Source organism: Arthrobacter sp. PTI12, assembly GCF_056679915.1.
Window position 1 is genome coordinate 2,743,472 of the sequence record NZ_CM155256.1, and the last position, 24,940, is coordinate 2,768,411.

The 24,940-nt window shown below is 62.9% G+C and carries 28 protein-coding genes; 13 read left to right on the forward strand and 15 right to left on the reverse strand.

Annotated features, from left to right (window positions below; translation table 11 throughout):
- Positions 1-104: 104 nt before the first annotated feature.
- From AC1MBU_RS13055 to AC1MBU_RS13065, 3 genes are read left to right on the forward strand one after another with little or no spacing between them, the layout of a single operon-like run.
- Positions 105-1,385 (forward strand): magnesium transporter MgtE N-terminal domain-containing protein, encoded by a 1,281-nt coding sequence (locus AC1MBU_RS13055; protein WP_277357637.1) that lies wholly within the window; start codon positions 105-107, stop codon positions 1,383-1,385.
- A complete protein-coding gene (locus tag AC1MBU_RS13060) occupies positions 1,378-1,977 on the forward strand; it encodes a DUF1003 domain-containing protein (RefSeq protein WP_479787422.1) in 600 nt (199 codons plus the stop codon). The genes AC1MBU_RS13055 and AC1MBU_RS13060 overlap by 8 nt, the downstream gene beginning before the upstream one ends.
- Complete coding sequence (locus tag AC1MBU_RS13065; protein ID WP_479787423.1) at positions 1,974-3,098, forward strand: Mrp/NBP35 family ATP-binding protein; 1,125 nt, start codon at positions 1,974-1,976, stop codon at positions 3,096-3,098. Before AC1MBU_RS13060 ends, AC1MBU_RS13065 begins: the two co-directional genes overlap by 4 nt.
- Positions 3,099-3,134: 36 nt before the next feature.
- On the opposite strand, the gene AC1MBU_RS13070 is transcribed toward AC1MBU_RS13065, so the two are convergent.
- The 3 genes from AC1MBU_RS13070 to sigE are packed head-to-tail and all read right to left on the reverse strand — an operon-like array spanning position 3,135 to position 5,237.
- Positions 3,135-3,584: a twin-arginine translocase TatA/TatE family subunit gene (locus AC1MBU_RS13070; RefSeq protein ID WP_277357640.1), complete on the reverse strand. Its 450-nt coding sequence runs from the start codon at positions 3,582-3,584 to the stop codon at positions 3,135-3,137.
- Positions 3,585-3,625: 41 nt separating this feature from the next.
- Positions 3,626-4,597, reverse strand: coding sequence for an anti-sigma factor family protein (locus tag AC1MBU_RS13075; RefSeq protein WP_479787425.1), 972 nt, complete (start codon positions 4,595-4,597; stop codon positions 3,626-3,628).
- A 4-nt stretch (positions 4,598-4,601) separates the two neighbouring features.
- Entirely contained in the window at positions 4,602-5,237 is a 636-nt protein-coding gene (gene sigE, locus AC1MBU_RS13080; protein ID WP_277357642.1) for an RNA polymerase sigma factor SigE, read from the reverse strand.
- Positions 5,238-5,541: 304 nt separating this feature from the next.
- Here sigE and AC1MBU_RS13085 point away from each other — a divergent pair, with 304 nt between their 5' ends.
- Positions 5,542-6,180, forward strand: a complete 639-nt coding sequence (locus tag AC1MBU_RS13085; RefSeq protein ID WP_479787426.1) for an O-methyltransferase — start codon at positions 5,542-5,544, stop codon at positions 6,178-6,180.
- A gap of 25 nt (positions 6,181-6,205) precedes the next feature.
- Here the strand turns inward: AC1MBU_RS13085 and AC1MBU_RS13090 are convergent, their stop codons facing one another.
- From AC1MBU_RS13090 to AC1MBU_RS13105, 4 genes are all read right to left on the reverse strand, one after another.
- Positions 6,206-6,373: a DUF3117 domain-containing protein gene (locus AC1MBU_RS13090; RefSeq protein WP_081737717.1), complete on the reverse strand. Its 168-nt coding sequence runs from the start codon at positions 6,371-6,373 to the stop codon at positions 6,206-6,208.
- Positions 6,374-6,520: 147 nt separating this feature from the next.
- The gene (locus tag AC1MBU_RS13095; RefSeq protein WP_277357644.1) at positions 6,521-7,099 is read right to left on the reverse strand and encodes a DNA-3-methyladenine glycosylase I; all 579 of its coding nucleotides are present in this window, start codon (positions 7,097-7,099) and stop codon (positions 6,521-6,523) included.
- Positions 7,096-7,425 (reverse strand): DivIVA domain-containing protein, encoded by a 330-nt coding sequence (locus AC1MBU_RS13100; RefSeq protein ID WP_277357645.1) that lies wholly within the window; start codon positions 7,423-7,425, stop codon positions 7,096-7,098. Before AC1MBU_RS13100 ends, AC1MBU_RS13095 begins: the two co-directional genes overlap by 4 nt.
- A gap of 3 nt (positions 7,426-7,428) precedes the next feature.
- Complete coding sequence (locus tag AC1MBU_RS13105; protein ID WP_277357646.1) at positions 7,429-8,211, reverse strand: LOG family protein; 783 nt, start codon at positions 8,209-8,211, stop codon at positions 7,429-7,431.
- Between the two features lie 117 nt (positions 8,212-8,328).
- On the opposite strand from AC1MBU_RS13105, the gene AC1MBU_RS13110 reads away from it, so the two are divergent.
- The 4 genes from AC1MBU_RS13110 to AC1MBU_RS13125 all read left to right on the forward strand — a co-directional run bounded on the left by AC1MBU_RS13110 (position 8,329) and on the right by AC1MBU_RS13125 (position 11,623).
- Positions 8,329-9,117: an amino acid ABC transporter ATP-binding protein gene (locus AC1MBU_RS13110; protein WP_277357647.1), complete on the forward strand. Its 789-nt coding sequence runs from the start codon at positions 8,329-8,331 to the stop codon at positions 9,115-9,117.
- A gap of 42 nt (positions 9,118-9,159) precedes the next feature.
- Complete coding sequence (locus AC1MBU_RS13115; protein WP_277357648.1) at positions 9,160-10,002, forward strand: glutamate ABC transporter substrate-binding protein; 843 nt, start codon at positions 9,160-9,162, stop codon at positions 10,000-10,002.
- Between the two features lie 68 nt (positions 10,003-10,070).
- Positions 10,071-10,748 (forward strand): amino acid ABC transporter permease, encoded by a 678-nt coding sequence (locus tag AC1MBU_RS13120; RefSeq protein WP_277357649.1) that lies wholly within the window; start codon positions 10,071-10,073, stop codon positions 10,746-10,748.
- Positions 10,745-11,623: an amino acid ABC transporter permease gene (locus tag AC1MBU_RS13125; protein WP_479787430.1), complete on the forward strand. Its 879-nt coding sequence runs from the start codon at positions 10,745-10,747 to the stop codon at positions 11,621-11,623. The genes AC1MBU_RS13120 and AC1MBU_RS13125 overlap by 4 nt, the downstream gene beginning before the upstream one ends.
- Positions 11,624-11,673: 50 nt before the next feature.
- On the opposite strand, the gene dapE is transcribed toward AC1MBU_RS13125, so the two are convergent.
- The gene (gene dapE, locus AC1MBU_RS13130; protein ID WP_479787432.1) at positions 11,674-12,765 is read right to left on the reverse strand and encodes a succinyl-diaminopimelate desuccinylase; all 1,092 of its coding nucleotides are present in this window, start codon (positions 12,763-12,765) and stop codon (positions 11,674-11,676) included.
- Positions 12,766-12,883: 118 nt separating this feature from the next.
- Between dapE and dapD the strand changes: the two genes are divergently transcribed.
- On the forward strand, positions 12,884-13,852 hold the full coding sequence (gene dapD / locus AC1MBU_RS13135; RefSeq protein ID WP_479787434.1) for a 2,3,4,5-tetrahydropyridine-2,6-dicarboxylate N-succinyltransferase: 969 nt from the start codon (positions 12,884-12,886) through the stop codon (positions 13,850-13,852).
- Positions 13,853-13,860: 8 nt separating this feature from the next.
- Entirely contained in the window at positions 13,861-14,730 is an 870-nt protein-coding gene (locus AC1MBU_RS13140; protein WP_479787435.1) for a hypothetical protein, read from the forward strand.
- A 6-nt stretch (positions 14,731-14,736) separates the two neighbouring features.
- On the opposite strand, the gene AC1MBU_RS13145 is transcribed toward AC1MBU_RS13140, so the two are convergent.
- Positions 14,737-15,348 carry a hypothetical protein gene (locus tag AC1MBU_RS13145; protein WP_277357653.1) on the reverse strand — a complete coding sequence of 204 codons (612 nt, stop codon included), beginning with the start codon at positions 15,346-15,348 and terminating at the stop codon, positions 14,737-14,739.
- Between the two features lie 146 nt (positions 15,349-15,494).
- Between AC1MBU_RS13145 and galE the strand changes: the two genes are divergently transcribed.
- Positions 15,495-16,508, forward strand: coding sequence for a UDP-glucose 4-epimerase GalE (gene galE, locus AC1MBU_RS13150; protein WP_479787437.1), 1,014 nt, complete (start codon positions 15,495-15,497; stop codon positions 16,506-16,508).
- 94 nt (positions 16,509-16,602) lie between these two features.
- Here the strand turns inward: galE and AC1MBU_RS13155 are convergent, their stop codons facing one another.
- From AC1MBU_RS13155 to fdxA, 3 genes are all read right to left on the reverse strand, one after another.
- The gene (locus AC1MBU_RS13155) at positions 16,603-17,886 is read right to left on the reverse strand and encodes a citrate synthase (protein WP_277357655.1); all 1,284 of its coding nucleotides are present in this window, start codon (positions 17,884-17,886) and stop codon (positions 16,603-16,605) included.
- 131 nt (positions 17,887-18,017) lie between these two features.
- Complete coding sequence (dapC, locus tag AC1MBU_RS13160) at positions 18,018-19,103, reverse strand: succinyldiaminopimelate transaminase (protein WP_479789779.1); 1,086 nt, start codon at positions 19,101-19,103, stop codon at positions 18,018-18,020.
- A gap of 61 nt (positions 19,104-19,164) precedes the next feature.
- Positions 19,165-19,491, reverse strand: coding sequence for a ferredoxin (fdxA, locus tag AC1MBU_RS13165; RefSeq protein WP_056544327.1), 327 nt, complete (start codon positions 19,489-19,491; stop codon positions 19,165-19,167).
- 122 nt (positions 19,492-19,613) lie between these two features.
- Here fdxA and AC1MBU_RS13170 point away from each other — a divergent pair, with 122 nt between their 5' ends.
- Complete coding sequence (locus tag AC1MBU_RS13170) at positions 19,614-19,886, forward strand: putative acetyltransferase (protein WP_277357657.1); 273 nt, start codon at positions 19,614-19,616, stop codon at positions 19,884-19,886.
- 26 nt (positions 19,887-19,912) lie between these two features.
- Complete coding sequence (locus AC1MBU_RS13175) at positions 19,913-20,407, forward strand: ArsR/SmtB family transcription factor (protein ID WP_277357658.1); 495 nt, start codon at positions 19,913-19,915, stop codon at positions 20,405-20,407.
- A 20-nt stretch (positions 20,408-20,427) separates the two neighbouring features.
- Here the strand turns inward: AC1MBU_RS13175 and AC1MBU_RS13180 are convergent, their stop codons facing one another.
- The 3 genes from AC1MBU_RS13180 to AC1MBU_RS13190 all read right to left on the reverse strand — a co-directional run bounded on the left by AC1MBU_RS13180 (position 20,428) and on the right by AC1MBU_RS13190 (position 24,880).
- Positions 20,428-20,913, reverse strand: a complete 486-nt coding sequence (locus tag AC1MBU_RS13180) for a hypothetical protein (protein ID WP_277357659.1) — start codon at positions 20,911-20,913, stop codon at positions 20,428-20,430.
- 28 nt (positions 20,914-20,941) lie between these two features.
- Positions 20,942-22,858, reverse strand: coding sequence for a translational GTPase TypA (gene typA, locus AC1MBU_RS13185; RefSeq protein WP_056544321.1), 1,917 nt, complete (start codon positions 22,856-22,858; stop codon positions 20,942-20,944).
- A 186-nt stretch (positions 22,859-23,044) separates the two neighbouring features.
- Positions 23,045-24,880 carry an ABC transporter ATP-binding protein gene (locus AC1MBU_RS13190; protein WP_277357660.1) on the reverse strand — a complete coding sequence of 612 codons (1,836 nt, stop codon included), beginning with the start codon at positions 24,878-24,880 and terminating at the stop codon, positions 23,045-23,047.
- Positions 24,881-24,940: the final 60 nt, after the last annotated feature.

The window sequence follows — 24,940 nt, forward strand, 5'->3', positions numbered from 1 at the left end:
CACCGTGTCGCCGTATCGCTCGCGGTGAACTTCTCCCGGCGCTGCGCTGTGCGGGCTGTCACGCGATACGGCTCTGGTGCCGCAACGGCAGTAGCCTTGAGGATGTGAGCAGCAACCCAACGCGCGTATTCGTGGCACGCCTCCTGGGCCTGGACGTTTTCGACCCGCTCGGAGACCGTCTCGGGCGCCTTCGTGACGCCGTCGTGCTGGACCGCGGACCTGCGGTTGTGCCGCAGGTGGTGGGCCTGGTGGTCGAGGTTCCCGGGAAAAAGCGCGTCTTCGTGCCAATGACACGCGTCACTTCCATCGACGCAGGGCAGATCATCTGCACCGGACTGGTCAATCTCCGCCGCTTCGACCAGCGCGGCGCGGAGCGGCTCGTGGTCGCCGAGGTGTTCGACCGCAGGATCACACTCCGCGACGGCAGCGGTGAAGCCACAATTGAAGACGTCGCCATGGAGAAGGACCGCTCCGGCGACTGGCACGTGTCCCAGATTTTCGTTCGCCGCGGCGGCCCGCAGTCACGGCTTCGGGGCCTGCGCCGCGGTGAGCGGCTCATCATCGACTGGCTCGACGCCTACCATGGCGCTGCAGATGAGCCGCAGGCGGCAACAACATTCCTGGCCCAGCATGATGACCTGAAGGCCGCAGACTTCGCTGACGCGCTCCATGAAATGAGCGACAAGCGCCGCATTGAAGTGGCGGGCGAGCTCCAGGACCAGCGCCTCGCTGACATTCTCCAGGAACTGCCCGACGACGACCAGGTACAGATTCTGTCGTCGCTCGACCGGGAACGGGCGGCCGACGTACTGGGAGAAATGGATCCTGACGACGCCGCCGACCTCCTGAATGAACTGCCGGAGGATCAGAAAGAGGAGCTGCTTCAGCTTATGGAGCCGGATGACGCGAAGGACGTCCGCCGCCTCCTGCAGTACGAAGAGGACACTGCGGGATCCCTCATGACGCCCGTCCCGGTCATCCTGCCTCCGGAAGCCACCGTTGCCGAGGCTCTGGCGCACGTGCGCAGGGAGGAGCTGACACCGGCGCTGGCGTCCTCCATCTTCGTCTGCCGCCCGCCGCTGGAAACTCCGACCGGCCGTTACCTCGGCGTGGTTCACATCCAGCAGCTGTTGCGTTATCCGCCGCCGGAGCCCCTGGGCAATATCGTCGATACCGATCTGGAGCCGGTCAGCGACCAGGCGAATATCAGCGAGGTTTCCCGGATTCTCGCAACCTATAACCTGAACTCATTGCCGATTGTCAACGGCGATGGCCGATTGGTGGGGGCGGTGACCGTTGACGACGTTCTGGATCACCTGCTCCCTGAAGACTGGCGTGCCCAGGATGTCACGCCTGACCTGACGCGGGGAGGCACAAATGGCTGAGAGAACCAGAACTGCGACCACGACCGGCCTGGACACACCGCGCGAAAGCCGCGCCCGGTTGCTGCCGAGGCTGCGCCCCAACCCTGACGCATTCGGAAGTGCAACCGAGAACTTCGCGCGATTCATGGGCACGCCGCAGTTCCTCTTTTACATGACGGTGTTCGTCGCCGTGTGGCTGGCCTGGAACAGCTGGGCTCCCGAGGACTGGAGATTCGACAGCGCAGCGATCGGCTTCACGCTGCTCACGCTGATGTTGTCCCTCCAGGCCTCCTACGCCGCTCCGCTCCTGTTGCTGGCCCAGAACCGCCAGGATGACCGCGACCGCGTCTCGCTGCAGCAGGACCGGCAGCGCGCGGAGCGCAACCTCTCGGACACTGAATATCTCACGCGGGAAATTGCGGAACTGCGCATCGCCCTGCGCGAGGTAGCCACACGGGACTTCGTCAGATCCGAGCTGCGCTCGGTCATGGAAGAACTGCTCGAATCAGCAGACGGGCAGGATGCACCGCCCCAGCGCAGGTCCAAACGCAGGGTCTCCGACGCCACCGTTTCCCTCCCCCAGGTGCCGCCGGTGCGCAAGGACCGGCAGTGACGCAGGAATCTGCGGTCCTCGCTGCCCTGGGGAAGGTTCTTGATCCGGAGCTTCGGCGTCCTATCACCGAGCTGGGCATGGTGGAGGGCATTACAACCTACGACGACGGCGCCATCACCATACGCGTCCTGCTCACCATCGCGGGATGTCCGCTTCGCGACACAATTACCCGGGATGTCGAAGCCGCGGTTGGTGGACTGCCCGGCGTCACCGGAGTATCGGTGGAGTTGGCCGTGATGACCCAGGACCAGCGCGACGCGCTGAAAGAGCGGCTGCGCGGCCCCGGAGCGAAACGTGGGATCCCTTTCAATGAGCCGGGCTCGCTCACGCGGGTTCTTGCCGTTGCAAGCGGCAAGGGCGGAGTTGGCAAGTCGAGCGTTACGGTGAACCTTGCGACGGCGATGGCTGCGCGGGGCCTTCGGGTCGGAATCGTGGATGCGGACGTCTACGGATTCTCGGTACCGGGACTGATGGGGATCAGCCAGTCTCCCACGAGGGTGGACGAGATGATCCTGCCTCCGGTGGCGTATGGGGTCAAGGCAATCTCGATCGGCATGTTCGTCGCCGGAAACCAGGCTGTTGCATGGCGTGGACCCATGCTGCACCGTGCTCTGGAGCAGTTCCTGCAGGATGTGTATTTCGGTGATCTTGATGTTCTGTTCCTGGACCTGCCGCCCGGGACAGGCGACATCGCTATCTCCGTGGCGCAACTACTTCCTGACGCCGAACTTCTGATCGTCACGACTCCCCAGTCCGCGGCTGCGGACGTCGCAGAACGGGCGGGCTCCATGGCCGTGCAGACTGGGCAGAAGGTTGCGGGGGTCGTCGAGAACATGTCATGGCTCGAGCTTCCCTCCGGTGAGCGTATGGAGGTGTTCGGCAGCGGCGGCGGCGCCGAGCTTGCGCGCCGACTCACCACGACGGTCGGGTATGACGTCGCTCTTCTCGGCAGTATCCCGCTTGAACCTGCGTTGAGGGAGGGCGGGGACAAGGGGCAGCCCGTGGTTCTGGCACGGGGTACCGGAGCGTCAGAGGAGTTGAACCGGATTGCTTCTGCCCTGGCCGTGCGGCCCCGCGGGTTGAGCGAGAAACTGCTGAAGGTTACTCCTAAGGGAACCTGAGCCGTTCGACGACGCAAAAATTCCCTGGGGAGCGCTTCAAGTGGCCTCGTGATCATAAGGGGCGGCCTGACCGGCGCTCAGGCGTGGGGAGCTGACCGGAGTCTGCGCCGGTGCGGTGCCCTCCGGCGAGTTGACTGAAGCTGCACCGTTCGCCGTTGCTCCGGATGAAGCTGCGATTGAGCGGGACTGGGGTTTCGAGCCGTTTTCACTGACGGGTTTGATGGCGTCTTCGATGTCATCAAGAAGGGCCTCCTTGATGATGCGCCGCGGATCATACTGGCGTGGGTCGAGCTTGCGCCAGTCGACGTCGTCGAATTCGGTGCCTACTTCTTCACGAAGTTGTTCGCGGGCTCCGGTGGCCATCCGGCGCAGCCCCTTGACCAATTGCGCAAGTTGGGAAGCGTATTCGGGCAGCCGTTCGGGACCAAGGACGATGACAGCGATGAGCGCCAAAAGAAGGAACTCGTATCCGTTGATTCCAAACACCTTCGAAGCCTACCTGCAGGACAACCCTGAATCTATTTACGTCACGGCGCCGGCTGCGCCAGCTTCCCAAGCCCGCGGAGGATGCGGCTCAGGGGGTCGCTCGGTGCATCCGGGCGTGAAAAGGCCAGCTGGGAGTGTTCATTGAACATCAACTGGCTGACCGCACGCGGCATGTCGGCGACGGGCAGGGTGGAGACCACTGTGTACGTGGCGGAACCGGAATCGATCACAAGCTGCCACGCGCGACCCGGATGCAGCCAAACCGTCTGTTCTGCCCCGCCGATCTCCTCGAATCCATCCTCTTCGACGGTGTTGCCGGTTGCCGCATTGACCGGAGCGGCCTCCATGCCCTCGGTCCCGCCGCGCTGTTCGTAAATGGTCAGGGAATGGCTTCCGTCGGAGAGTTCCAACTGCAGGGTGGGCCTGCCTTCGATCTCAAGCGCTTCAGCGCGGACGAGATCGAAACCGAGCGTCTGCAACTCGGGACAGAACCAGCCGTCGTCACGCAGCTGGTCAATCTGCGTGGAGGTCAAAGTGGCCGGCGCGGCTGTTGCCACGGTCTGGAAGCTTTCCGTCACCGACGCTGAACCGCCTGCAGCCGTCAGGTCACCGGCGTTCACCTCCGATCCAAGCGCGTACGCGGCCGTGAGCGTTGCTACTGCGGCGACGGCGAGTGCGCTGCCCACGGCGATGACGGCACGGTTGCGGTGCATGAACGGCTCGTCGACGGGGACGCTCTCATCGAGAGTGAGGTGAGTCGCCGAAATTCCAGCAGCTCGAGGCTGAGACACATTACCCGATTGCTCCGTGGATCTGCGCAGAATACGCTCGAACAGCTCCTCGGACGGTCCCGGGGTGGATGTGCTCCTCAGCCGCCGGCGGATAGCCTGTTCCTGCTCCACGACTTCGTGGCACTGGTTGCAGCGAAGCAGGTGCTTCTCGACGGCGCACTGACGAGCCAGACTGAGCTCGCCCGCCACATAGTCGATCAGGAAACGGGTTGGGTGGCGCATGGACCTAGCGGGCACCTGCTATGCGCGGCAGGCTGAGGCGGGGTGGGGCGGATTCGGACTGCCGGGGATCCCGGTGGGCAAGTTTCTCCCGAAGGATCGTGCGGCCACGGTGGATCCGAGAGCGCACAGTACCGAGCTTGACGCCGAGCGCGCGCGCAACTTCGTCATACGGAAGTCCCTCCAGGTCACACAGGACAACAGCAGCACGGAAGTCCGGCGGCAGCTCCTCAAGGGCCGCCTGTACGTCGAGGTCGAGGTTGTTGAATTCGAAGCTGCGTTCCGGGCTGGGGTGGGTGCTGGGCAGGCGATTCTCGGCATCATCGGCAAGCCCATCGAAGCGAATGCGATTCTTGCGCCGTGCCTGATCCAGGAAGAGGTTGGTGGTGATGCGGTGAAGCCAGCCGTCCAGCGTTCCGGGCTTGAAGTTAGCAAGCGAACGGAAGACACGCACGAAAACCTCCTGCGTGAGGTCCTCGGCATCATACTTGTTGCCAGTCAGCCGGTATGCAAGCCTGTAGACCTTTGGTGAGTGGTCCCTGACCACTTCCTCCCATGTTGGAGGGACCCAGTCGGATACCTCCTGATCGTGCTCTCCGGTGGTGGCGTTCCCTGCTGGTGCCACTATGCGCGAAGTAGACATCGACCTTCTCCTCTCGCCCTCGATTGAATGTGCGCGATGCCCGCCTATAGAGCCGGAACCGCGTGCATATCGTATTCGGGGCTTTGCCTCTTTTGGATGCCTCGGATCGCATCTCTTGCATATTCATGGTGCCGGATGTAGCTGAGAGCCCGCTGAATAAATGGCGCGAGTCTCCGGGACGCGCGGCTGTCCGGAAACGGCGTTACCGGTGCCCATCCCGGATCGGCAGTAGGCTGGAAGCGGCGGCGTCCGGTAGCCCGGACGGCTACGATCACCCTTTGGCTCCTGGACAGAACGGAACATCATGAGCGCGCAGAAGCAGGCGAATTGGTCCTACACGGAAGGCCTGCCCGTTGAAGATGATGTTTTGCTCCGGGCGAGGGACCGATCCCACGAGCTCGGAGTTTCCCCCGTCAGTACGGGAGTTGCGGCGGCTCTGACGGTACTCGCTGCTGCGTCAAAAGCGATGACCGTGGTGGAAGTCGGCACCGGGGCGGGTGTTTCCGGCGTATGCCTGCTGCGCGGCATGGGCCAGAACTCAGTGCTGACAACTATCGATTCGGATGTAGACCATCTTCGGGCTGCACGCGAGGCCTATGCCGAGGCAGGAATTCCGGCGAACCGCACCCGGACTATTTCCGGGCGGGCAGCCGACGTACTTCCCCGCTTGACCGATGCTGCCTACGACCTTGTTTTCATCGATGCGGACAAGGCCAACCTTCCGCTCTACGCTGACCAGGCAGTCCGTCTGTTGAAGCGCGGAGGACTGATTCTGATCAACGACGCCCTTGACGGTGGCAAGGTTGCCGACCCCGCCGTACGGGACGCCTCCACGAACACCTTGCGGCAGGTAGGCAAGACGCTGCGCACTAACGATCAGTTGGTCAGCACGCTGGTGCCGGCCGGGAATGGTCTCCTGATGGCCGTCAAGATGCCGGCCTGAACTTCCGCCTGAAAACCCTGGTTCTCTAACCCGTTACCGTGAGCAGGCAATCCTTGAGCTTGCCTGCTTCTTCAGCGTTGAGCTCGACGACGAGGCGTCCACCGCCGTCGATCGGAACCCGCATGATGAGGCTGCGTCCCTCTTTGGTGACCTCCATGGGTCCATCACCGGTACGGGGTTTCATCGCAGCCATCTAAGTAGTTTCCTTCCACGGTGCGCGACCGGACGAAGGCCGCGGTCAACATTGCACGGCGGAGACTCCCCCGTACGCTCGTCCTTTCCCTATTATCCCGCAGAAGTGCGTGCCGAGCTAATCGCAGGTGCGGCGCCCATCACACCGCTACGCTGAATTGTTCCGCACCCAGCAGGACGCAAGGTGATCGTTGACGTATCCGGTTGCCTGCTGCATGGCATAGGCGGTGGTGGGACCGACGAAGCGGAACCCGCGGGATCGGAGTTCTTTCGCAAGCGCGACAGACTCCGGCACTACGGCGGGAACATCGGTGAGTGCTTGCGGCGCTGGTTTCGGCGCCGGCCGGTGCGCGTCCAGGATTCCTCCAAGCGTTGTGCCCGCGGGCAACGCGAGGAGCGCGTGGGCGTTCGCAATGGTTGCGAGGATTTTGGCCCGGTTGCGCACAATGCCTGCATCGCCGAGGAGGCGTGTGACGTCGTCGTCATCGAAAGCGGCAACTCTCCGCGGTTCGAATCCGGCGAAAGCCACACGAAAATTCTCCCGCTTGCGGAGGATAGTGATCCAGCTCAGCCCGGACTGGAACGCTTCGAGACTGATCCTTTCGAAGAGCGCAGCCTCGCCCGTGACCGGGCGTCCCCATTCGTTGTCATGGTAGGCCTCGTAGTCCGCGCTCGACACTGCCCAACCGCACCGCAGGCGGCCATCGCTGCCGCTGACCGCGCTCACCGGCGCTCCCGGTTCTGCTCCTGTAGTGCTTCAATGAGAGCATCGCGTTCGGCGAGGGCGGCTGCCAGACTGTCCAGGACCTCGTCCACCTGATCCATGCGATACCCACGCAGCCCAAGCGAAAAGCGGACACTGCCGATGTCCGTAGCGCTCGGGTGTTCCGGGAGCAGGACCGGCGGCAGGGAAGGCGTCGGTTCAACCAGGCCGGGAAGGGCTCCGGGCTCTCCTCCTGAAGACCCGCTCCCGCGGGGCCACCCACGCCCGACGGCGAAGAACGCAGTGGCGCCCACTGCCGCAACCGCAACCACAACGAGGAAAACCGTCATGGCTTAGGGCCCGGTGTGCCGTGCTGTATCAGCGAGTACGGCACGTACGGCGTCGGCCGGGTCATCGACCAGGTGAACCAGTGACAGGTCCTTCTCCGAAATCATTCCGTTGGCGAGCAGCGTGTTCCGCACCCAGTTCCACAGCGGACCCCAGAACTCGGAACCGATCAGTACGATCGGGAAGGACGTGACCTTCTGCGTCTGGACCAGCGTCATCGCTTCAAAGAGCTCATCCAGGGTTCCGAAGCCTCCGGGCAACACAATGAAGCCCTGTGCGTACTTGACGAACATTGTCTTGCGGGCGAAAAAATAGCGGAAGTTGATGCCGAGATCCACCCACTCGTTCATGCCCTGTTCGAAGGGCAGTTCGATGCCGAGCCCCACGGAAACACCGCCGGCCTCGCAGGCACCCTTGTTCGCAGCCTCCATTGCACCCGGGCCGCCGCCGGTGATGACGGCGTACCCGGCTTCCACCAGGAGCCGTCCCACTTCTTCACCCATTGCGTAGTACGGGGAATCCCTCGGAGTCCGCGCGGAGCCAAAAACGCTGATCGCCCGACCCAATTCGGACAGGGTTCCAAAACCTTCCACGAATTCGCTTTGGATCCGCAGGACCCGCCAGGGATCAGTCTTGGTGAAGGGGGTTTCCTCATCGGAGTCCAACAGGTACTGATCGGACTGCGCCGTGCTCGCCTGGTCCCGACGGAGTTCTACCTGTCCGCGACGCCGCGCCGGTGCCGCGGGAGGGCCGGTGTGCTGATCGTTTGTGCCGCTGTGGGGACTCATATACCCAAGGCTAACCGCCGCAGGGACCCTTCCGCGTTGGTTGCTCTTGAATCACGATTTCCACTTTCGGCCAGCCGCTGTATCGCCGGTCGGGAATTCTTCGCTACATTTCTTTCTATGACTCGTGACACACAGTCGAGCACGCCAACGTCCGCGTCCAACTCGTCAGCACAGCCTCTCGTCTCTTTGAAGAACGTCAACAAGCACTTCGGTGAGCTGCATGTACTCAAGGACATCAACCTCGAAGTTGCCCGCGGCGAGGTGGTGGTGGTGATCGGCCCCTCCGGATCAGGCAAGTCCACGCTCTGCCGCGCCATCAACCGTCTGGAAACCATCGACAACGGCGAGATCCGGATCGACGGGAAGGAAATGCCGGCAGAAGGCAAGGCCCTGGCAAAGCTCCGTGCTGATGTCGGCATGGTCTTCCAATCCTTCAACCTGTTCGCGCACAAGTCCATCCTCGAGAACGTCTCTCTCGGCCCTGTGAAGGTCAAGGGGATGAAGGCCGCCGCAGCGAAAGAGCTTTCGATGTCGCTGCTGAAGCGCGTTGGCGTGGACAACCAGGCACAGAAGCTCCCCGCGCAGCTATCCGGGGGCCAGCAGCAGCGCGTCGCCATTGCACGGGCCCTCGCCATGCAGCCAAAGGTGATGCTGTTTGATGAACCGACGTCCGCGCTGGACCCGGAGATGATCAATGAGGTCCTGGATGCCATGGTTGCACTGGCCAAGGAAGGGATGACCATGATCGTGGTCACCCACGAGATGGGCTTTGCCCGCAAAGCTGCCGACCGCGTGATCTTCATGGCTGACGGCCAGATCGTTGAACAGGCCACCCCGGAAGAGTTCTTCACCAATCCGCAAAGTGATCGCGCCAAGGACTTCCTCGGCAAAATCCTTGCCCACTGACCACCTACGAATTCCCATCAGGAAATAACGCGAGGAGAAATCATGCGAAAAACACGATACGGCGCATTGGCGATGGCCGCGGCTGCCGCACTCACCCTGTCCGCCTGCGGCGGCGGAGGCGAGCCTGAAGGCGGCGGAGAAGGCACCGGCGAAGCAGCTGCTGATTCCGTACGCATTGGCATCAAGTTCGATCAGCCCGGCCTCGGCTTCGACGAGGGCGGCGAGTACACCGGCTTCGACGTCGATGTGGCCAAGTACGTAGCAGGCGAGCTCGGCTACAGCGAAGACCAGATTGAATGGGTGGAAGCCCCTTCGGCCAACCGCGAGAACATGCTGGCCAACGAGCAGGTTGACATGATTTTCGCAACGTACTCGATTACGGACACCCGCAAGGAAACCGTCGACTTCGCCGGTCCATACTTCATTGCCGGTCAGGACCTGCTGGTTCCTGCGGACAGCGACATCTCCGGTCCTGAAGATCTTGAGGGCAAGAACCTCTGCTCAGTCACCGGATCAACGTCGGCGACCAAGATCAAGGAAGAGTACCCCGGCGTCAACCTTGTCGAGCAGCCAGGCTACGCCGAGTGCGTTTCCGTCATGGCGAGCGGTGCTATTGACGCCGTCACCACCGATGACATCATCCTTGCCGGTCTCGCTGCCAATGCGGAAAGCGGCGACTTCAAGGTTGTCGGCAACACCTTCTCGGAGGAGCGCTACGGAGTCGGCCTCACCAAGGGGAGCGAGCTCTGCTCGGACATCAACGCGGCGATCGAGAAGATGATCGAAGAAGGCGCCTGGGAAGAAGCACTGGCGAACAACCTTGAAGGCGTTGACTACGAGCCGAACTCGGAACTGAACCCGCCGACGCCCGATGACTGCGTCTGATTGACACTCATCGCGGTGGGGCGGCTCCGGCTGTCCCACCGCTCATCTATGTATGGGAGGCCGAATAAATGGAGGACTATCTGTCCCTCCTGGTCGAATACGATGTCCTCGGGGCATTCTGGGTCAATATTCAGCTGACCCTGTGGGCTGGGGTTTGGGCGCTGTTGCTGGGCACGCTTCTCGCGCTCATGCGAATCTCACCCATCGCGAGCCTGCAATGGCTCGGCGCGGCGTACGTCAACATCTTCAGGAACACGCCCCTGACGATCATCCTCGCCTTCGGGTTCCTCGGCCTGTTCGGCCAACTCGGCTTCACGCTTGCTGAAGACCTCAATGTCAGCCTCTTCCGGATCGCTATCCTCGGGCTTGCCATTTACCACGCAGCCTTCGTTTGTGAAGCTATTCGCAGCGGAGTGAACACGGTCCCCCTCGGCCAGGCTGAAGCGGCCCGTGCAATAGGTCTCAGTTTCATGCCGGCTGCCCGCCTGATCATTCTCCCGCAGGCGTTCCGAGGGGCGATTGCGCCGCTCGGTAACGTACTGATTGCGCTCATCAAGAATTCGACGGTCGCGGCAGCGGGATCAGTTGCCATCGAGACCTCAACGGTGATGAAGGAGATGATCGAGTTCCGCTCCGACGTTATTTATCCAATTTTCTTCACATTCGCGCTCGGATTCGTCATTCTCGTCATCCCAATCGGCCTGCTCACAACCTGGGCTTCGAAGAAACTGGCGGTGGCACGATGAGCGTACAGCAGGTTCTGTTTGATGCGCCGGGCCCGAAGTCCCGTCGCAATATACTGATCGGCAACATCATCGGTGCCGTTCTGATTGTCGGACTCATCGGCTATCTGATCATGGCACTGGCCGCTCAGGGGCAGTTTGCGCCCGAAAAATGGACTCCATTCCTGCAGTGGGACACCTGGCGGTTCTTCCTGCTCGAGGGGCTGCTCTACACCCTCCGTGCGGCCGCTATCTCGGTTGTCACCTCTATCGTCTTCGGTTTGATCTTCGGTTTGGGTCGACTTTCCCATGTTGCGGTCATCCGGTGGATCAGCGGAATCGTCGTCGAATTTTTCCGGGCAGTACCCGTGCTCCTCATGATGATCTTCTTCTGGTTGCTCCTCGGCACCCTTGACCTCCTCCGTCCGCAGGACTCGCCGTTCGCTGCGGTAGTCCTCGGACTCACGCTGTATAACGGTTCGGTCATCGCTGAACTCGTGCGGTCCGGCGTGTTCAACCTCCCGAAAGGACAGCGAGAGGCAGGATTGGCGATCGGTATGACGAGAAGTCAGTCGCTGCGCTCGATCGAGGTTCCACAGGCACTGGTCGCCATGCTGCCTGCACTAGTCAGCCAGTTTGTCGTCATCCTCAAAGACTCAGCGCTGGGGTACATTATCACGTACTCCGAGCTACTCGCCTACTCCCGTCGGTTGGGATCGGGCGAGGGAAACATCTTCCAGGCCCTCATCGTCGCTGCGGTGATCTTTATCATCATCAACTTCATGTTGACCACTTTCGCCACCAAGCTCTCCGGCCGATTGAGCTTCAGGACCGGCGGAAAGACCCGTAAGGAAAAGAACGAGAAAGTACTTTTGACCGACCCGACTAACGCCGGTTAGACCAAACGCAGATTCCTCCGTCGAACAACTGGCTCGCCTCGACCTCAGGTCTAGGCGAGCCAGTCGCTTAATGCCTTGAGGCAGGTACGGACATCATCTGCATGGACGTGTTCGTCGTCCGAGTGTGCAAGGAGCGCGTCGCCGGGACCGAAGTTCACGGCGGGTATGCCGAGTGCGCTGAAACGCGCCACGTCGGTCCAGCCGTACTTCGGCTTCGGCTCCCCACCGACTGCAGCGACGAAGGCAGCGGCAGCTGGATGGTTCAGCCCGGGGCGCGCGCCGGCTGCCGCATCCGTCCGCTCCACCTCAAAACCAGCAAGCAGGTCACGCACATACTTTTCGGCGTCCTCGGGGGTCTTATCCGGAGCAAACCGGTAATTCACCTCGGCAACGGCACGATCGGGAATGACATTCCCCGCGGTGCCACCGCTGATCAGGACAGCATTGAGGCTCTCCCGGAAATCCAGTCCGTCCACCGATACCGTGGCCGGCTCGTGGTCCCGAAGCCGAACAAGCACCTCCGCCATTGCGTGAATGGCGTTCTCCCCCATCCAGGCCCGTGCAGAGTGGGCGGCGCGCCCCGTCGTCGTGACATTGAAGCGGGCCGTTCCATTGCAGCCGCCTTCGACAGTGCCGTTGGTGGGTTCGAGCAGCACCGCGAAATCCGCCTCGAGCCAGTCCGGATACCTTTCGGCCAACCGGCCCAGTCCACTGAGGGATGCCTCGACTTCCTCATGGTCATAAAAGACGTAGGTGATGTCCCGGGACGGCTCTGTCAGCGCGGCAGCAAGCGCCAACTGGACGGCGACTCCGCCCTTCATGTCGGTGGCACCGCGTCCATAGAGAACCTCGCCCTCCCAGGTGCTCGGGACGGTACCGCGGGAGCCTGGCACATGCGGCAGCGGCACAGTATCGAGATGACCGGCCAGGATGACCCGTTCGGCACGGCCGAGGTTGGTGCGGCCGATCAGCGAATCACCGTCCCGGACCACTTCCAGGTGGGAACACGCGCGAAGGATCCCCTCCACCTCTTCAGCCAATGCCCGTTCGTTACCCGAGACACTGTTGATGTCGATGATGTCCGCGGTGAGCTGAGCCACATCGGCGAAGGGATCAAGGCGCGCGCTGTCGGAAGCTGTCATGATCCCCAGCGTACTGGCCTCCCGCCCCGCGCCGAGCGAAGCGAGGGGTGGGAAGCCGGGCGTGCGTACTGGGCGATGTGGCGGGAGCCGGTAACAGCTACTCGGTAGAATGGAAGCCATGACTGAAACGGCTTCTGCTTCCCTGACCCCCTCCGAGACCTCCACGCGGACCGCCTTCGGCGTCGGCCTGGCCACGCTGGCTGAAGACGGAACGACACTCGATGTCTGGTATCCGCAGCCGGTTCTTGGCGAAGCTTCAGGCGAGGCCGATGCGCTGCGCAGCGAACTAGCGGCTATTGCAGCGCCGGACGCGCTGCGCGGAGTGACCCAGGAAGTAGTCACCACCGCGTCTTCACTCGACGACGCGCCCGCCGACGCAGCGGATGCCTACCTCCGGCTCCACCTGCTCTCGCACCGGCTCGTCCAGCCGAACAGCATAAACCTCGACGGCCTCTTCGGACTGCTCGCGAACGTCGTGTGGACAAACTTCGGCCCGTGCGCCGTCAACAACTTCGAAACCACCCGCCTGCGCCTGCGTTCCCGTGGCACGGTGGTGGTGTACGGCGTGGACAAGTTCCCACGCATGGTCGATTACGTGATGCCCTCGGGCGTTCGGATCGCCGACGCCGATCGGGTTCGCCTGGGCGCACACCTCGCCGAGGGGACCACCGTCATGCACGAAGGTTTCGTCAACTTCAATGCCGGAACTCTGGGCCACTCAATGGTCGAGGGGCGCATTTCCGCCGGCGTCGTCGTGGGCAACGGCTCCGATATCGGCGGCGGGTCCTCGATCATGGGTACCCTCTCAGGCGGCGGCAAGGAACGCATCAGCATCGGCGAGCGCTGCCTCCTGAGCGCACAGGCCGGTATCGGTATCTCCCTCGGTGACGACTGCGTGGTGGAGGCCGGCCTCTACATCACGGCAGGAACCAAGGTGACCCTCCCGGATGGCTCGATCGCCAAGGCTGCCGACCTCTCGGGGCAGTCCGGAGTGCTCTTCATCCGCAACTCGACCACCGGCGTCGTCGAAGCCCGGCAGCGCTCGGGGCAGGGCATCGCACTGAACGCTGCGCTCCACGCCAACTAGGGATTTGAGTGCTCCAGACCAAGAAGCAGGCCCGACGACGGCGCCGCCTTCGCGCAGCCGGTGTCCTCACGCTGTTGACGGCGGTGGTCTGCGGTGGAGCCTACCTGGCCGTCAGTCAACTGAACTCCTCTGAAGTGCTGGTCCGTGAGCGGTGCAGCGCCGTCGTCGGTACGGATATCTATGAGCTGGCGCCGGAGCAGGCCGCAAACGCATCCACCATCGCGGGAGTAGCCGTGACCCGTGGCCTGCCGTCGCGCGCGGTATCGATTGCGCTGGCCACCGCCGTCCAGGAATCGGGCCTGCGAAATCTGGACTACGGTGACCAGGCGGGGCCGGACTCCCGGGGATTGTTTCAGCAGCGTCCGTCCCAGGGCTGGGGTACCGAGGAGCAGGTGCAGGATCCCATTTACGCTGCCGGCGCCTTCTACGATGAGCTGGTCACCGTTCCGGGATATCAGAGTCTGCCCATCACGGAAGCCGCGCAGCTCGTTCAGCGCAGCGCTTACCCGGACGCTTATGCCGATCACGAGCCTGAGGCGCGCGCGTTCGCCTCAGCGCTGACGGGCCAATCCCCCGCCTCGCTGAACTGCGTACTGCGTAAGCCCGTTGCATCAGGCAGCGCGGCAGCGGTGACCGAACGCTTCGCAGCCGTCTTTCCAGCCCTACCCACAGCTGCAACCGAAGAGGGTCTCGTGACCAGCGCCTCCGGATCAGAGGGGTGGGCCGCGGCACAGTTTGCGGTGGCCAATGCCAAGGAACTGGGAATCACCTCCGTCTCCCATGCGGGACTGCAGTGGAACCGGGCCGACGGCGGCTGGACCACCGCAGAAACTGAGACCGGGCAGGTGCTGATCACCCTTGCCGAGGTCGCCGCCTAGCAGGCGCTACGCGATGATCTCCACCACCGGCTGGACATAGCTCCGGAAGGTCGCTTCGTCGTCGTAGAGGTCCTCGCTCAGAATGAGCATGTCCGGTTCGACATACCAGGCCCGGTCTTCGCTCAGCGGCAGCTCCACCACGGAGAGCGAGAAGTTCCTCGCGGGCCGTCCAAGTTCGAGTTCGCGTTCCCGGACGAGATCACCGAACCGCCGCTGACCTACGTCGTGCATGCGCTGTTGTTCGCGCTCGCACCAGGATGCGTCACGCTCCTGCGTCCATTCCAATGCGGTCCCATAGTGAGCGTGGGTGAGGCGCTGAAGGGCGGGCATGGAGTCAAGCTCCGGGAAGTCCGGCGGCGTAGGAAGTACCGTACCGTTTCCGTATCCGGCAACCAGTTGGTACCACCAGGCCTCCCACTCCACCCGCAGCGCAGGAACGCCGCCGGCGGCGTGGACCACCTGGCGCGGATTCAGGCAGCGGACAGGGGGCTTCACCGGCGATACTGCAGGCTTGCCGATCACACCGAGGCCGGCGCAGTCCCGCAGATACAGCGCGAAGCACATGGCCAGAGACGTACCGGCTCCCACTTTCCAGGAGGGCGCTCCATTGACGTGCATGCGGTGTCCCCGCCTCTCCGCCGGCATAACCCGAACCGGCTCGCGCGTGATCCTCCAAGGGTAGACCGATAGCCCCGACGTCTCCAGAGCAAGAGCCTGGTGACTCACTTAGGTCCGAAATACCGCTGGTCGGTAGGCTTGAACCCATGAAGATACTCGTCACCGGCGGAAGCGGTTACATTGGCTCGCACACCACACTTGCACTCCTGGAGGCGGGCCACGACGTCGTCGTAGTGGACAACCTCTACAACTCAAGCGAAACCGCCCTGAGGCGGGTGGAGGAGCTGGCCGGCCGCGAGGTGGCTTTCCGCAAGGTGGATCTGCTCGACGAGCACGCGCTCGACGCCGTGTTCGAAGCCGAGGCCGTCGAGGCCGTCATCCATTTCGCCGGGCTGAAGGCCGTCGGTGAATCAGTGGAGAAGCCGCTGTTCTACTACCACAACAACGTGGGTGGAACCCTGAACCTGCTGCGCACCATGGACCGCCACAACGTGCGCACCCTGGTCTTCAGCTCCTCAGCCACCGTCTATGGCGCTTCCGAAGAGGTACCCCTCATCGAGAAAATGCCGCTGGACGCAACCAACCCCTACGGGCGCACCAAGGAGCAGATCGAGGACATCCTGAGCGACGTCGGTGCCTCCGACGCCCGCTGGAACATCGCGCTGCTGCGTTACTTCAATCCGGTGGGTGCGCATGAGTCAGGGCGGATCGGCGAAGATCCAACGGGTATCCCGAACAACCTGCTGCCCTTCGTGGCACAGGTGGCGGTCGGCAGGCGCGAAAAAGTCATGGTCTTCGGCAATGACTACCCGACCCCGGACGGCACCGGAATCCGCGACTACATCCACGTGGTGGATCTCGCGGACGGCCACGTAGCTGCCCTGAACTTTCTCACCTCCCACTCCGGGGTGCACCGCTGGAACCTGGGGACAGGTAACGGCTCATCGGTGCTTGAGGTGCTCGCAGCCTTCTCCAGGGCGGCCGGCCACGAGATCCCCTACGAATTCGCTCCCCGGCGGCCGGGAGACGCAGCCGTCAGCTATGCGGACCCTTCGTCAGCATTGGCAGACCTTGGGTGGTCCGCGCATAAGTCACTGGACCAGATGTGCGAGGACCACTGGCGCTGGCAGAAGAACAACCCGCAGGGATACGCCTCCTAGCCAAGGCCACGGCAACGTGAAGTACGACGACGGCCGGTCACCTTCCTTGCGGAGGTAACCGGCCGTCGTCGTGCTGTTACTGCGTTTGGAACTTCTAGCGTGCGGGGTAGTGCCGCTCCCCGGCGCCCGTGTACAGCTGGCGCGGACGGCCGATCTTGGTCTGCGGATCCTGCATCATTTCGCGCCACTGCGCGATCCACCCCGGCAGGCGTCCGATCGCGAAGAGGACGGTGAACATTTTCTCCGGGAAGCCCATCGCCTTGTAGATGAGGCCGGTGTAGAAGTCCACGTTCGGGTAGAGCTTGCGTTCGATGAAGTAGTCATCAGCAAGGGCCTTCTCTTCGAGGCGCATTGCGATGTCCAGAAGCTCGTCGTTGCCGCCGAGCTTTGAAAGGATGTCGTGGGCGGTGGCCTTGACGATTTTGGCCCGCGGATCATAGTTCTTGTAGACACGGTGCCCGAAGCCCATGAGCTTCACGCCGTCTTCCTTGTTCTTGACCTTCTCCATGAAGTCCTCGGGCTGCATGCCCTTGGCCTTGATCTCCCGGAGCATGTTCAGGACGGCTTCATTGGCGCCGCCATGCAGCGGGCCGAATAGCGCGTTGATGCCGGCGGAAATGGAAGCGAACATGTTGGCGTTCGAGCTTCCCACCAGGCGGACGGTGGAGGTGGAGCAGTTTTGCTCGTGGTCCGCATGAAGGATCAGCAGGAGGTCCAGCGCCTTAACCATGGTGGGATCGAGATCATAGGGCTCGGCAGGGAGGCCGAAGCACAAACGCATGAAGTTCTCCACTAGGTTCATGGAGTTGTCCGGGTACAGCATCGGCTGGCCGATGGACTTCTTGTGCGCGTACGCGGCAATGACCGGCAGCTTCGCCATCAGGCGGAACGTGGACAGCTCCACCTGCTCATCGTCGAACGGGTCCAGGGAGTCCTGGTAGAACGTGGACAGCGCCGAGACAGCTGAGGACAGCACCGGCATGGGGTGGGCGTCCCGTGGGAATCCGCCGAAGAAGCCCTTGAGCTCCTCGTGGAGGAGCGTGTGCCTGCGGATGCGGTTATCGAAGGCGGCGAGCTCAGTCGGTGTTGGCAGGTTCCCATAGATGAGCAGGTAGGAAACCTCAAGGAAACTCGAATGCTGGGCGAGCTGGTCGATGGGGTAGCCGCGGTAGCGCAGGATGCCCTGATCGCCGTCGATGTACGTGATTGCTGAGGTGGTGGCCGCGGTGTTCATGAAACCGGGATCGAAGGTAACGGCACCGGTCTGCTTGAGCAGCTTCGAGACATCGTACCCGTGGTTGCCCTCTGCCGCTTGGATCAGCGGGAGGCTCAGGCTTCCTCCGTCATACTGGAGTGAGGCGCCGTTGTGCTCAGTCATTGACTCTCCTTGTGGAGCTTATGGAAAAGCATGCGAAATTGCTGGATCAGCTCAGTCAGCTAAAACGCTACCGGCACAAACGCCTTCAGCACTAATCGGTTGAGGCGTTGTTGTGCAATAGCAACACGGTCTCACGCGGTGAGCCGGGCAGCCGCGGCAGCGACCCGCTCATCCGAACCCGTGAGCGCCACCCGGACGAACCCGTTCCCGGCGTCACCGTAGAACGTGCCGGGACCAACGATGATGCCCAGCTCCGCGAATCTCCTCACCGTCAGCCAGGTGTCTTCCCCCGCCGTCGCCCAGAGGTACAGGCCGGCGTTGGATGCGGAGATGGTCAGCCCGAAGGCCTCGAGAGCCGGTATGAGTTGCTCCCGCCGAGCCCGGTACAGGTCTTTCTGCGCGGCGACATGAGCGTCATCCGAAAGCGCTGCGCGCATGGCTTCCTGCACCGGATACGGCACGATCATTCCGGCATGCTTTCGCGAGTTGATGAGGTTAGCCAGCACCGCGCTGTCACCGGCCACGAACGCGGCCCGGTAACCGGCGAGGTTCGACTGCTTGCTCAGCGAGTAGACGGACAGCAGTTGTTCGGTGGACCCTCCGCTGACCCGTGCATCGAGGATGCTGGGCACCGGGTTCCCACCCTGGGCAGGATCCCAGGCGCCCCAGCCCAGTTCGGCGTAACACTCATCGGAGGCAACCATCGCGCCCAGTCCACGGGCGGCGTCGACCATGGCACGCAGGGCTTCAACGTCCTGGACCGCGCCGGTGGGATTCGATGGAGAATTGAGCCAGACCAGCCGCACCCGCGCCCGCGTGCCCGGATCCAGTTCAGCCAGCGAGTCCGCGGCCACCGGTGTTGCACCGGCGAAATGGGCTCCCATGTCATAGGTGGGATAGGCAACCGTGGGACGCACAACGACATCGCCCGCTCCCAGCCCCAGCAACGTGGGCAGCCACGCAACAAGCTCCTTGGAACCAACCGTTGGCAGAATATCTGCCGGGTCAAGACCAACAACAGAACGACGACGGCGGTACCACTCGCTGATTGATTCCCTCAGCTCGATCGTGCCGTGAGTGGTGGGGTAACCGGGCGCATTCGATGCGTCGCGGAGCGCACGCTGGACAACCTCCGGCGTGGGATCCACGGGAGTTCCGATTGAGAGGTTGACCCCGCCGTCCGGATGCTTCCGGGCTTCCTCGATGTAGGGTGCCATGGCATCCCAGGGGTAGTCCGGAAGGTCGAGCCCGAAGGCCCGGTTGGGTGTCACGCTAACGTCACGCTTCCTGGTTCTGCGGCGGCAGGGCCGCAATGATCGGGTGATCCTTCCCGGTGTTGCCAAGCTTGGCGGCGCCGCCCGGCGACCCGAGATCATCAAAGAACTCGACGTTGGCCTTGTAGTACTCGGCCCACTCATCGGGGGTGTCGTCTTCGTAGTAGATCGCCTCGACCGGGCACACCGGCTCGCACGCCCCACAGTCCACGCACTCATCCGGGTGGATGTACAGCGAGCGTTCACCTTCATAGATGCAATCAACCGGGCATTCCTCAATGCAGGCCTTGTCTTTCACATCCACGCACGGCTGTGCGATTACGTAGGTCACTTCCCACGCCTTCCCTAGGATTCTGGTGCCGCTAACGGCTCTTCGTCGCTCTTCCAGCTTAACGCAACAGGAGTTGGGACCGGCATCGACCCGCGCCCACCGTAATATGACAGGCTATGCCCATGTCCAGCTCCGCCGCACACCTGCTGACTTCCCTGCCGTTGGGAACCCGCGTTGTTGTCCGGTATCGGATCGAAGGCGGCCTCACCGATGCACTCGGCAACCTGGCTGCACGGGACGATCTGTCCTGCACCATTTCAGGAAGGCGCGGGGACGTCGTCGTTCCGCTGGTTGCCGTGACGGCCGCCAAACCGGTGCCTCCCCCACCTCCGCGGCGCGGTCCGAGAACTCCCGCAGTAGGGCCAACCTCGCGATTGACTAAATTCAATCAGTAAGCGCCTGCTGACGTATGCTGGAAATCATGGAAACAGATGAGGACGTCCAGGCACGAGGCAGGGCGCTGAGCTCCCCCGTCCGGCTCAGGATCCTCCGGCTTTGCCTGCATAAGGCACGCACCAATAAGGAAATCGCCGAGGTGTTGGATCTCAACCCCGCCACGGCGCTGCACCATGTGCGGACTCTGCTCGCCACCGAGTTTTTGAAGGCCGAGGAGCCGCGGACGGGCAATCGCGGCGCGAAGGAAATCCCCTATCGCGCCACCGGATTGTCGTGGGGAAGCCGCATGCCCAACGCGGCCCCTGTACTCGTCGAAACGTTCCTTCAGGAAATAGACGGGCTGAACCCCTCGGAGATCGACGTGTGGCGTCTTGGAGTGCGGCTCAATGACGCCAACCGCGCCGAGATGATGGAGAAGATCCGCCACGTGTTCGAGGAATACGCCCGGCGGGAATCGGACGAGGACGGCACCGCGACCTCCATCATGCTGGCCCACCACATAGACCGCACCGCGGACTGAGACAGTACTACAGAGCTTCGTTACAGAGCTTCGGCTTCAGGACGGGCTGACGGCCGCAACGCCCACCAGGACAGGGCAACGGCTGCAACCGTTCCGACGGCCAGTCCCACCACCCAGACATAGCCGGCAATGGCCACAGGCGGAAGCGCGCCCTCCACCTCAACGCCGGCAGCGATAAGGGCACCGGCGGACAAAGAAGCCGCGAGCCCCACCAGGATGTACGCGACTACTCCGGTCAGGGCTGCGAAAAAGATGCTGCGGGCAGCCACGGCAACGAACACGGCAATACTGGTCGCAAGCACTACAGAGGCAAGCGCACCGGCCGGAATCCCGACACCGTTCACGTACCAGATATGGGCATGAAGCGCGGTGCCAAGCACAGCCGCAAGTGAGCCGCCGAGGACGGAGGCGAGGACTCCGCGCGGGCGGTCGCCGCTACGGGCAGAAGGAGCGACGACGGCGGCCGGATTGGCGCCGTCGTCGTCCTTCTGTTTGTTCACCTGCATGCCGGGAGCCGGCAACTGCCTACGCCTGCTAGGCGCGGGCGCGTGAACGGGCAGCGCGCATGCGCTCGTTGGGATCGAGGACCACCTTGCGGATGCGGATGGACTCCGGAGTCACCTCGACGCACTCGTCTTCCCGCGCGAATTCGAGTGATTCCTCGAGCGTGAGATTGCGGGGAGGCGTCAGGTTCTCGAAGGTGTCGGAGGAAGCGGCACGCATGTTGGTGAGCTTCTTTTCCTTGGTGATGTTCACTTCCATGTCATCGGCGCGGGAGTTCTCGCCGACGATCATGCCCTGGTACACCTCGGAGGTCGGCTGCACAAAGAAGGAACCGCGTTCCTGCAGGTTGATCATGGCGAACGGGGTGACCACCCCGGCGCGGTCCGCGATCATCGATCCGTTGGTGCGGTACTCGATGTCCCCTGCCCACGGCTCGTAGCCCTCGGAGTAGGAGGACGCGATTCCAGCGCCGCGGGTGTCCGTCAGGAACTTGGTACGGAAACCGATGAGCCCCCGGGCCGGAACGATGAATTCCATCCGAACCCAACCGGTGCCGTGGTTGGACATGTTGGTCATGCGGCCCTTGCGTGCCGCCATCAGCTGGGTAACACCGCCAAGGTACTCTTCGGGAACGTCGATGGTCATGTGCTCCATGGGCTCATGGATTTTCCCGTCAACAGTCCGGGTAACAACCTGCGGCTTGCCGACGGTCAGCTCAAAACCTTCGCGGCGCATCTGCTCCACAAGAATGGCCAGCGCCAGCTCTCCACGTCCCTGGACCTCCCAGGCGTCCGGGCGGGCGGTGGGTAGAACGTTCAGCGATACGTTGCCGATCAGCTCCTTATCAAGCCTGTCCTTCACCTGTCGCGCAGTAACCTTCGCGCCCTTGACCTTCCCGGCCAGCGGCGAGGTGTTGATACCGATGGTGACGGAGATAGCCGGATCATCCACGGTGATCAATGGAAGGGGCTGCGGGTTGTTGACGTCGGTCAGGGTTTCACCGATGGTGATGTCCTCGATACCGGCTACAGCAACAATCTCTCCCGGTCCAGCGGATTCGGTGGGGACGCGGTCCAGGGCCTTGGTGGCGAGCAGTTCGGTGATCTTGACGGTCTTCAGTTCACCGTTCTGGCGGGCCCAAGCTACCTGCTGGCCCTTGCGGAGCGTCCCGTTGAAGATACGGAGCAGAGCGAGGCGGCCAAGGAACGGCGAGGCATCCAGGTTGGTGACGTGAGCCTGCAGGACGCCCTCCGGGTTGTACCGCGGCGCGGGGATGTGGTCGATGATGGTCTTGAAGAGCGGCTCAAGATTGTCATTCTCCGGGACGGTGCCGTCTGCCGGCTGTTCCAGAGACGCCGCTCCAGCTCGCGCTGCGGCGTAGACCACAGGAACATTGAGCACGAGGTCAAGGTCGAGATCCGGAACCTCATCGGCCAGGTCAGAAGCAAGGCCGAGCAGCAAATCCATGGACTCGCTGACTACTTCGTCGATGCGGGAGTCTGGACGGTCGGTCTTGTTGACCAGCAGGACAACCGGCAGCTTCGCGGCCAGCGCCTTGCGCAGCACAAAGCGGGTCTGCGGCAGCGGGCCCTCGGACGCATCAACAAGCAGGACCACGCCGTCTACCATGGACAGTCCGCGCTCAACCTCGCCGCCGAAGTCAGCGTGGCCGGGCGTGTCAATGACGTTGATGGTGATTGTTTCGCCCTCAGCCGATGGGCCGTCGTAGAACACGGTGGTGTTCTTGGCGAGGATGGTGATGCCCTTTTCGCGCTCCAAGTCCCCCGAGTCCATGACCCGGTCCTCAAGATGGTTGTGGGCGGCGAAGGAATTGGTCTGCCTCAGCATCGCGTCAACGAGCGTCGTCTTGCCATGGTCTACGTGCGCCACGATGGCAACGTTGCGAAGGTCACTGCGGATTGCAGTGTTGCTCGTGGATACAGACATGCGGAATGACTCGTTTCGTCGGGGATTTCGTCGGGATTGCGGAGGTGCCGGGGGAAAATGGAAGCGGGCAGCACAGCGCGCACTACTACCAGTCTAAGCGCTAGGCAAAAGATGGCCTAACGGGCACATTAAACGACGACGACGGCACCCACCGCAGCGGGCGCCGTCGTCGTTCGTGGAAGCTGGCTACTCGGCTGCGGCCAGGAGCTGCGCGCGCAGCTCACGTCGCTCGCGCTGCTTCTCCGGATCCGGCAGCGGCACAGCCGCAAGGAGCCGCTGCGTGTAGGGATCCTGGGGGTTGCGCAGAATCTGGTCGCGGGTACCCTGCTCGACGATCCTGCCGCGCCGCATCACGCAGATGTGGTCGGCGAGAACGTCCACCACCGCGAGGTCATGGGTGACGAACAGGCAGGCAAAACCCATTTCCTTCTGAAGGTTCTGGAACAGCTCTAGCACCTTGGCCTGGACGGACACGTCCAGCGCGGACGTGGGCTCGTCAGCAACCATGAGCTTGGGCTTCAGCGACAGCGCGCGCGCAATGCCGACGCGCTGCTTCTGCCCACCCGAGAGCTCGTGCGGGTAGCGGTTCCGGTAGGCACGCGGAAGCTCCACCTGGTCGAGCAGTGTCTCGATGCGCTTCTGCAAGGCGGAGCCCTTGGCTTCTCCGGCGAGGAACATCGGTTCGCCGATGCTTTCACCGATGGGCAGCCGGGGGTTCAGCGACGAGGACGGGTCCTGGAACACCATGCCGACGCTGCGCCGAACTGCGCCGAGTTCCCGGGAGGTGGGCTTGAGACCGGAGATGTCAGTACCCACGACCTTGAGCGCTCCTTCGGCAACGGGAAGGAGCCCGACCGCTGCGCGCCCGATGGTGGTCTTGCCCGATCCGGACTCCCCCACCAATCCCATGACTTCGCCTGGACGGATGCTCAAGGTTGCGTTCTCAACCGCACGGAAGGCCGGAACCCGGCCCTGCTTGGGGTACTCGATGGCCACATTCACCAGGTCGAGTACTGCTTCTCCCCTGCTCTCCCGCTCTGCCTGAACTTCCTTCTCCAGACCCTGGAGGACAACCCGCTCCCGGCGCTGAAGCTCTTCAGCGTCTACGCCGGCCAGCTCCGATTTGGTTGCTGCTGCAAGGGCCGCGGTGATGTCGACGTCGTCACCGCCGCCCTCTGCTCCCTGGCCCAGGTGTGGTACAGCTGCGAGCAGATCCTGGGTGTAGGGATGTTCGGGCCGGCTGAAAATTTTCTCTGCCGTGCCTGATTCCACAATGACGCCCTGACGCATGACGGCGATGCGGTCTGCGAGGTCCGCGACAACTCCCATATCGTGGGTGATGAGCACGATGGCGCTGTCGAGCTTGTTGCGCAGGTTGCGCATCAGGTCGAGGATTTCGGCCTGGACTGTCACGTCGAGTGCCGTGGTGGGCTCATCTGCGATGAGGAGCTTGGGATCACACGAGAGTGACTGGGCGATCATGGCGCGCTGCCGCTGCCCCCCGGAGAGCTGGTGGGGGTAGGAACGGAAGGCTTTCTCGGGATCAGGAAGCTCCACCATGTCCAGCAGTTTGAGGGCGCGCTCCCTCGCCTCATCGGGCGAGATTGCGTTGTGCAGACGCAGAGTCTCGACGATCTGGAACCCGACCGTGTACACGGGGTTCAGCGCCGTCATCGGCTCCTGGAAGATGACCGCGACGTCATTGCCGCGCACCTCCCTCATCTTCCCCGGGGAAAGATTGAGGATTGACCTGCCGTTCAGTATCACCTCTCCGGTGACACGGCTGTTGCTGGGCAGGAGCCCGAGAAGCGCCATCGAGCTTGCGCTTTTGCCTGACCCGGACTCCCCGACGATCGCAAGCACTTCACCTGCGTTCACGTAGTAGCTCAGGTCAATGGCCGCCGGGACCCATTCCTTCTCCACCCCGAAGTCGACGCTGAGGTTTCGAACTTCGAGCACCGGTCCGCGAGCGGATTCCGTTGGATCATTGCTCCCGTTGCCGTCAATGATGTCGTGGGTCATAGTGCTGTCCTTCCACTGTGTGACCGTGCGTACGGCGCTTTTGGGCGGGCTGTTTTCCCG

Excerpts from the sequence above, each read along its gene's own strand:
- AC1MBU_RS13110 (WP_277357647.1), top strand. The coding sequence starts at position 8,329 with ATGACTCGTGACACACAGTCGAGCACGCCAACGTCCGCGTCCAACTCG.
- AC1MBU_RS13155 (WP_277357655.1), bottom strand. The coding sequence starts at position 17,886 with ATGACTGAGCACAACGGCGCCTCACTCCAGTATGACGGAGGAAGCCTG.
- AC1MBU_RS13125 (WP_479787430.1), top strand. The coding sequence starts at position 10,745 with ATGAGCGTACAGCAGGTTCTGTTTGATGCGCCGGGCCCGAAGTCCCGT.
- AC1MBU_RS13115 (WP_277357648.1), top strand. The coding sequence starts at position 9,160 with ATGCGAAAAACACGATACGGCGCATTGGCGATGGCCGCGGCTGCCGCA.
- AC1MBU_RS13060 (WP_479787422.1), top strand. The coding sequence starts at position 1,378 with ATGGCTGAGAGAACCAGAACTGCGACCACGACCGGCCTGGACACACCG.
- sigE (WP_277357642.1), bottom strand. The coding sequence starts at position 5,237 with ATGTCTACTTCGCGCATAGTGGCACCAGCAGGGAACGCCACCACCGGA.
- AC1MBU_RS13090 (WP_081737717.1), bottom strand. The coding sequence starts at position 6,373 with ATGGCTGCGATGAAACCCCGTACCGGTGATGGACCCATGGAGGTCACC.
- AC1MBU_RS13170 (WP_277357657.1), top strand. The coding sequence starts at position 19,614 with ATGTCCAGCTCCGCCGCACACCTGCTGACTTCCCTGCCGTTGGGAACC.
- AC1MBU_RS13145 (WP_277357653.1), bottom strand. The coding sequence starts at position 15,348 with ATGCACGTCAATGGAGCGCCCTCCTGGAAAGTGGGAGCCGGTACGTCT.
- AC1MBU_RS13105 (WP_277357646.1), bottom strand. The coding sequence starts at position 8,211 with ATGAGTCCCCACAGCGGCACAAACGATCAGCACACCGGCCCTCCCGCG.
- AC1MBU_RS13180 (WP_277357659.1), bottom strand. The coding sequence starts at position 20,913 with ATGCAGGTGAACAAACAGAAGGACGACGACGGCGCCAATCCGGCCGCC.
- dapD (WP_479787434.1), top strand. The coding sequence starts at position 12,884 with ATGACTGAAACGGCTTCTGCTTCCCTGACCCCCTCCGAGACCTCCACG.
- AC1MBU_RS13100 (WP_277357645.1), bottom strand. The coding sequence starts at position 7,425 with ATGACGGTTTTCCTCGTTGTGGTTGCGGTTGCGGCAGTGGGCGCCACT.
- AC1MBU_RS13085 (WP_479787426.1), top strand. The coding sequence starts at position 5,542 with ATGAGCGCGCAGAAGCAGGCGAATTGGTCCTACACGGAAGGCCTGCCC.
- dapE (WP_479787432.1), bottom strand. The coding sequence starts at position 12,765 with ATGACAGCTTCCGACAGCGCGCGCCTTGATCCCTTCGCCGATGTGGCT.
- AC1MBU_RS13190 (WP_277357660.1), bottom strand. The coding sequence starts at position 24,880 with ATGACCCACGACATCATTGACGGCAACGGGAGCAATGATCCAACGGAA.
- typA (WP_056544321.1), bottom strand. The coding sequence starts at position 22,858 with ATGTCTGTATCCACGAGCAACACTGCAATCCGCAGTGACCTTCGCAAC.
- AC1MBU_RS13175 (WP_277357658.1), top strand. The coding sequence starts at position 19,913 with ATGGAAACAGATGAGGACGTCCAGGCACGAGGCAGGGCGCTGAGCTCC.
- AC1MBU_RS13120 (WP_277357649.1), top strand. The coding sequence starts at position 10,071 with ATGGAGGACTATCTGTCCCTCCTGGTCGAATACGATGTCCTCGGGGCA.
- dapC (WP_479789779.1), bottom strand. The coding sequence starts at position 19,103 with ATGGCACCCTACATCGAGGAAGCCCGGAAGCATCCGGACGGCGGGGTC.
- galE (WP_479787437.1), top strand. The coding sequence starts at position 15,495 with ATGAAGATACTCGTCACCGGCGGAAGCGGTTACATTGGCTCGCACACC.
- AC1MBU_RS13075 (WP_479787425.1), bottom strand. The coding sequence starts at position 4,597 with ATGCGCCACCCAACCCGTTTCCTGATCGACTATGTGGCGGGCGAGCTC.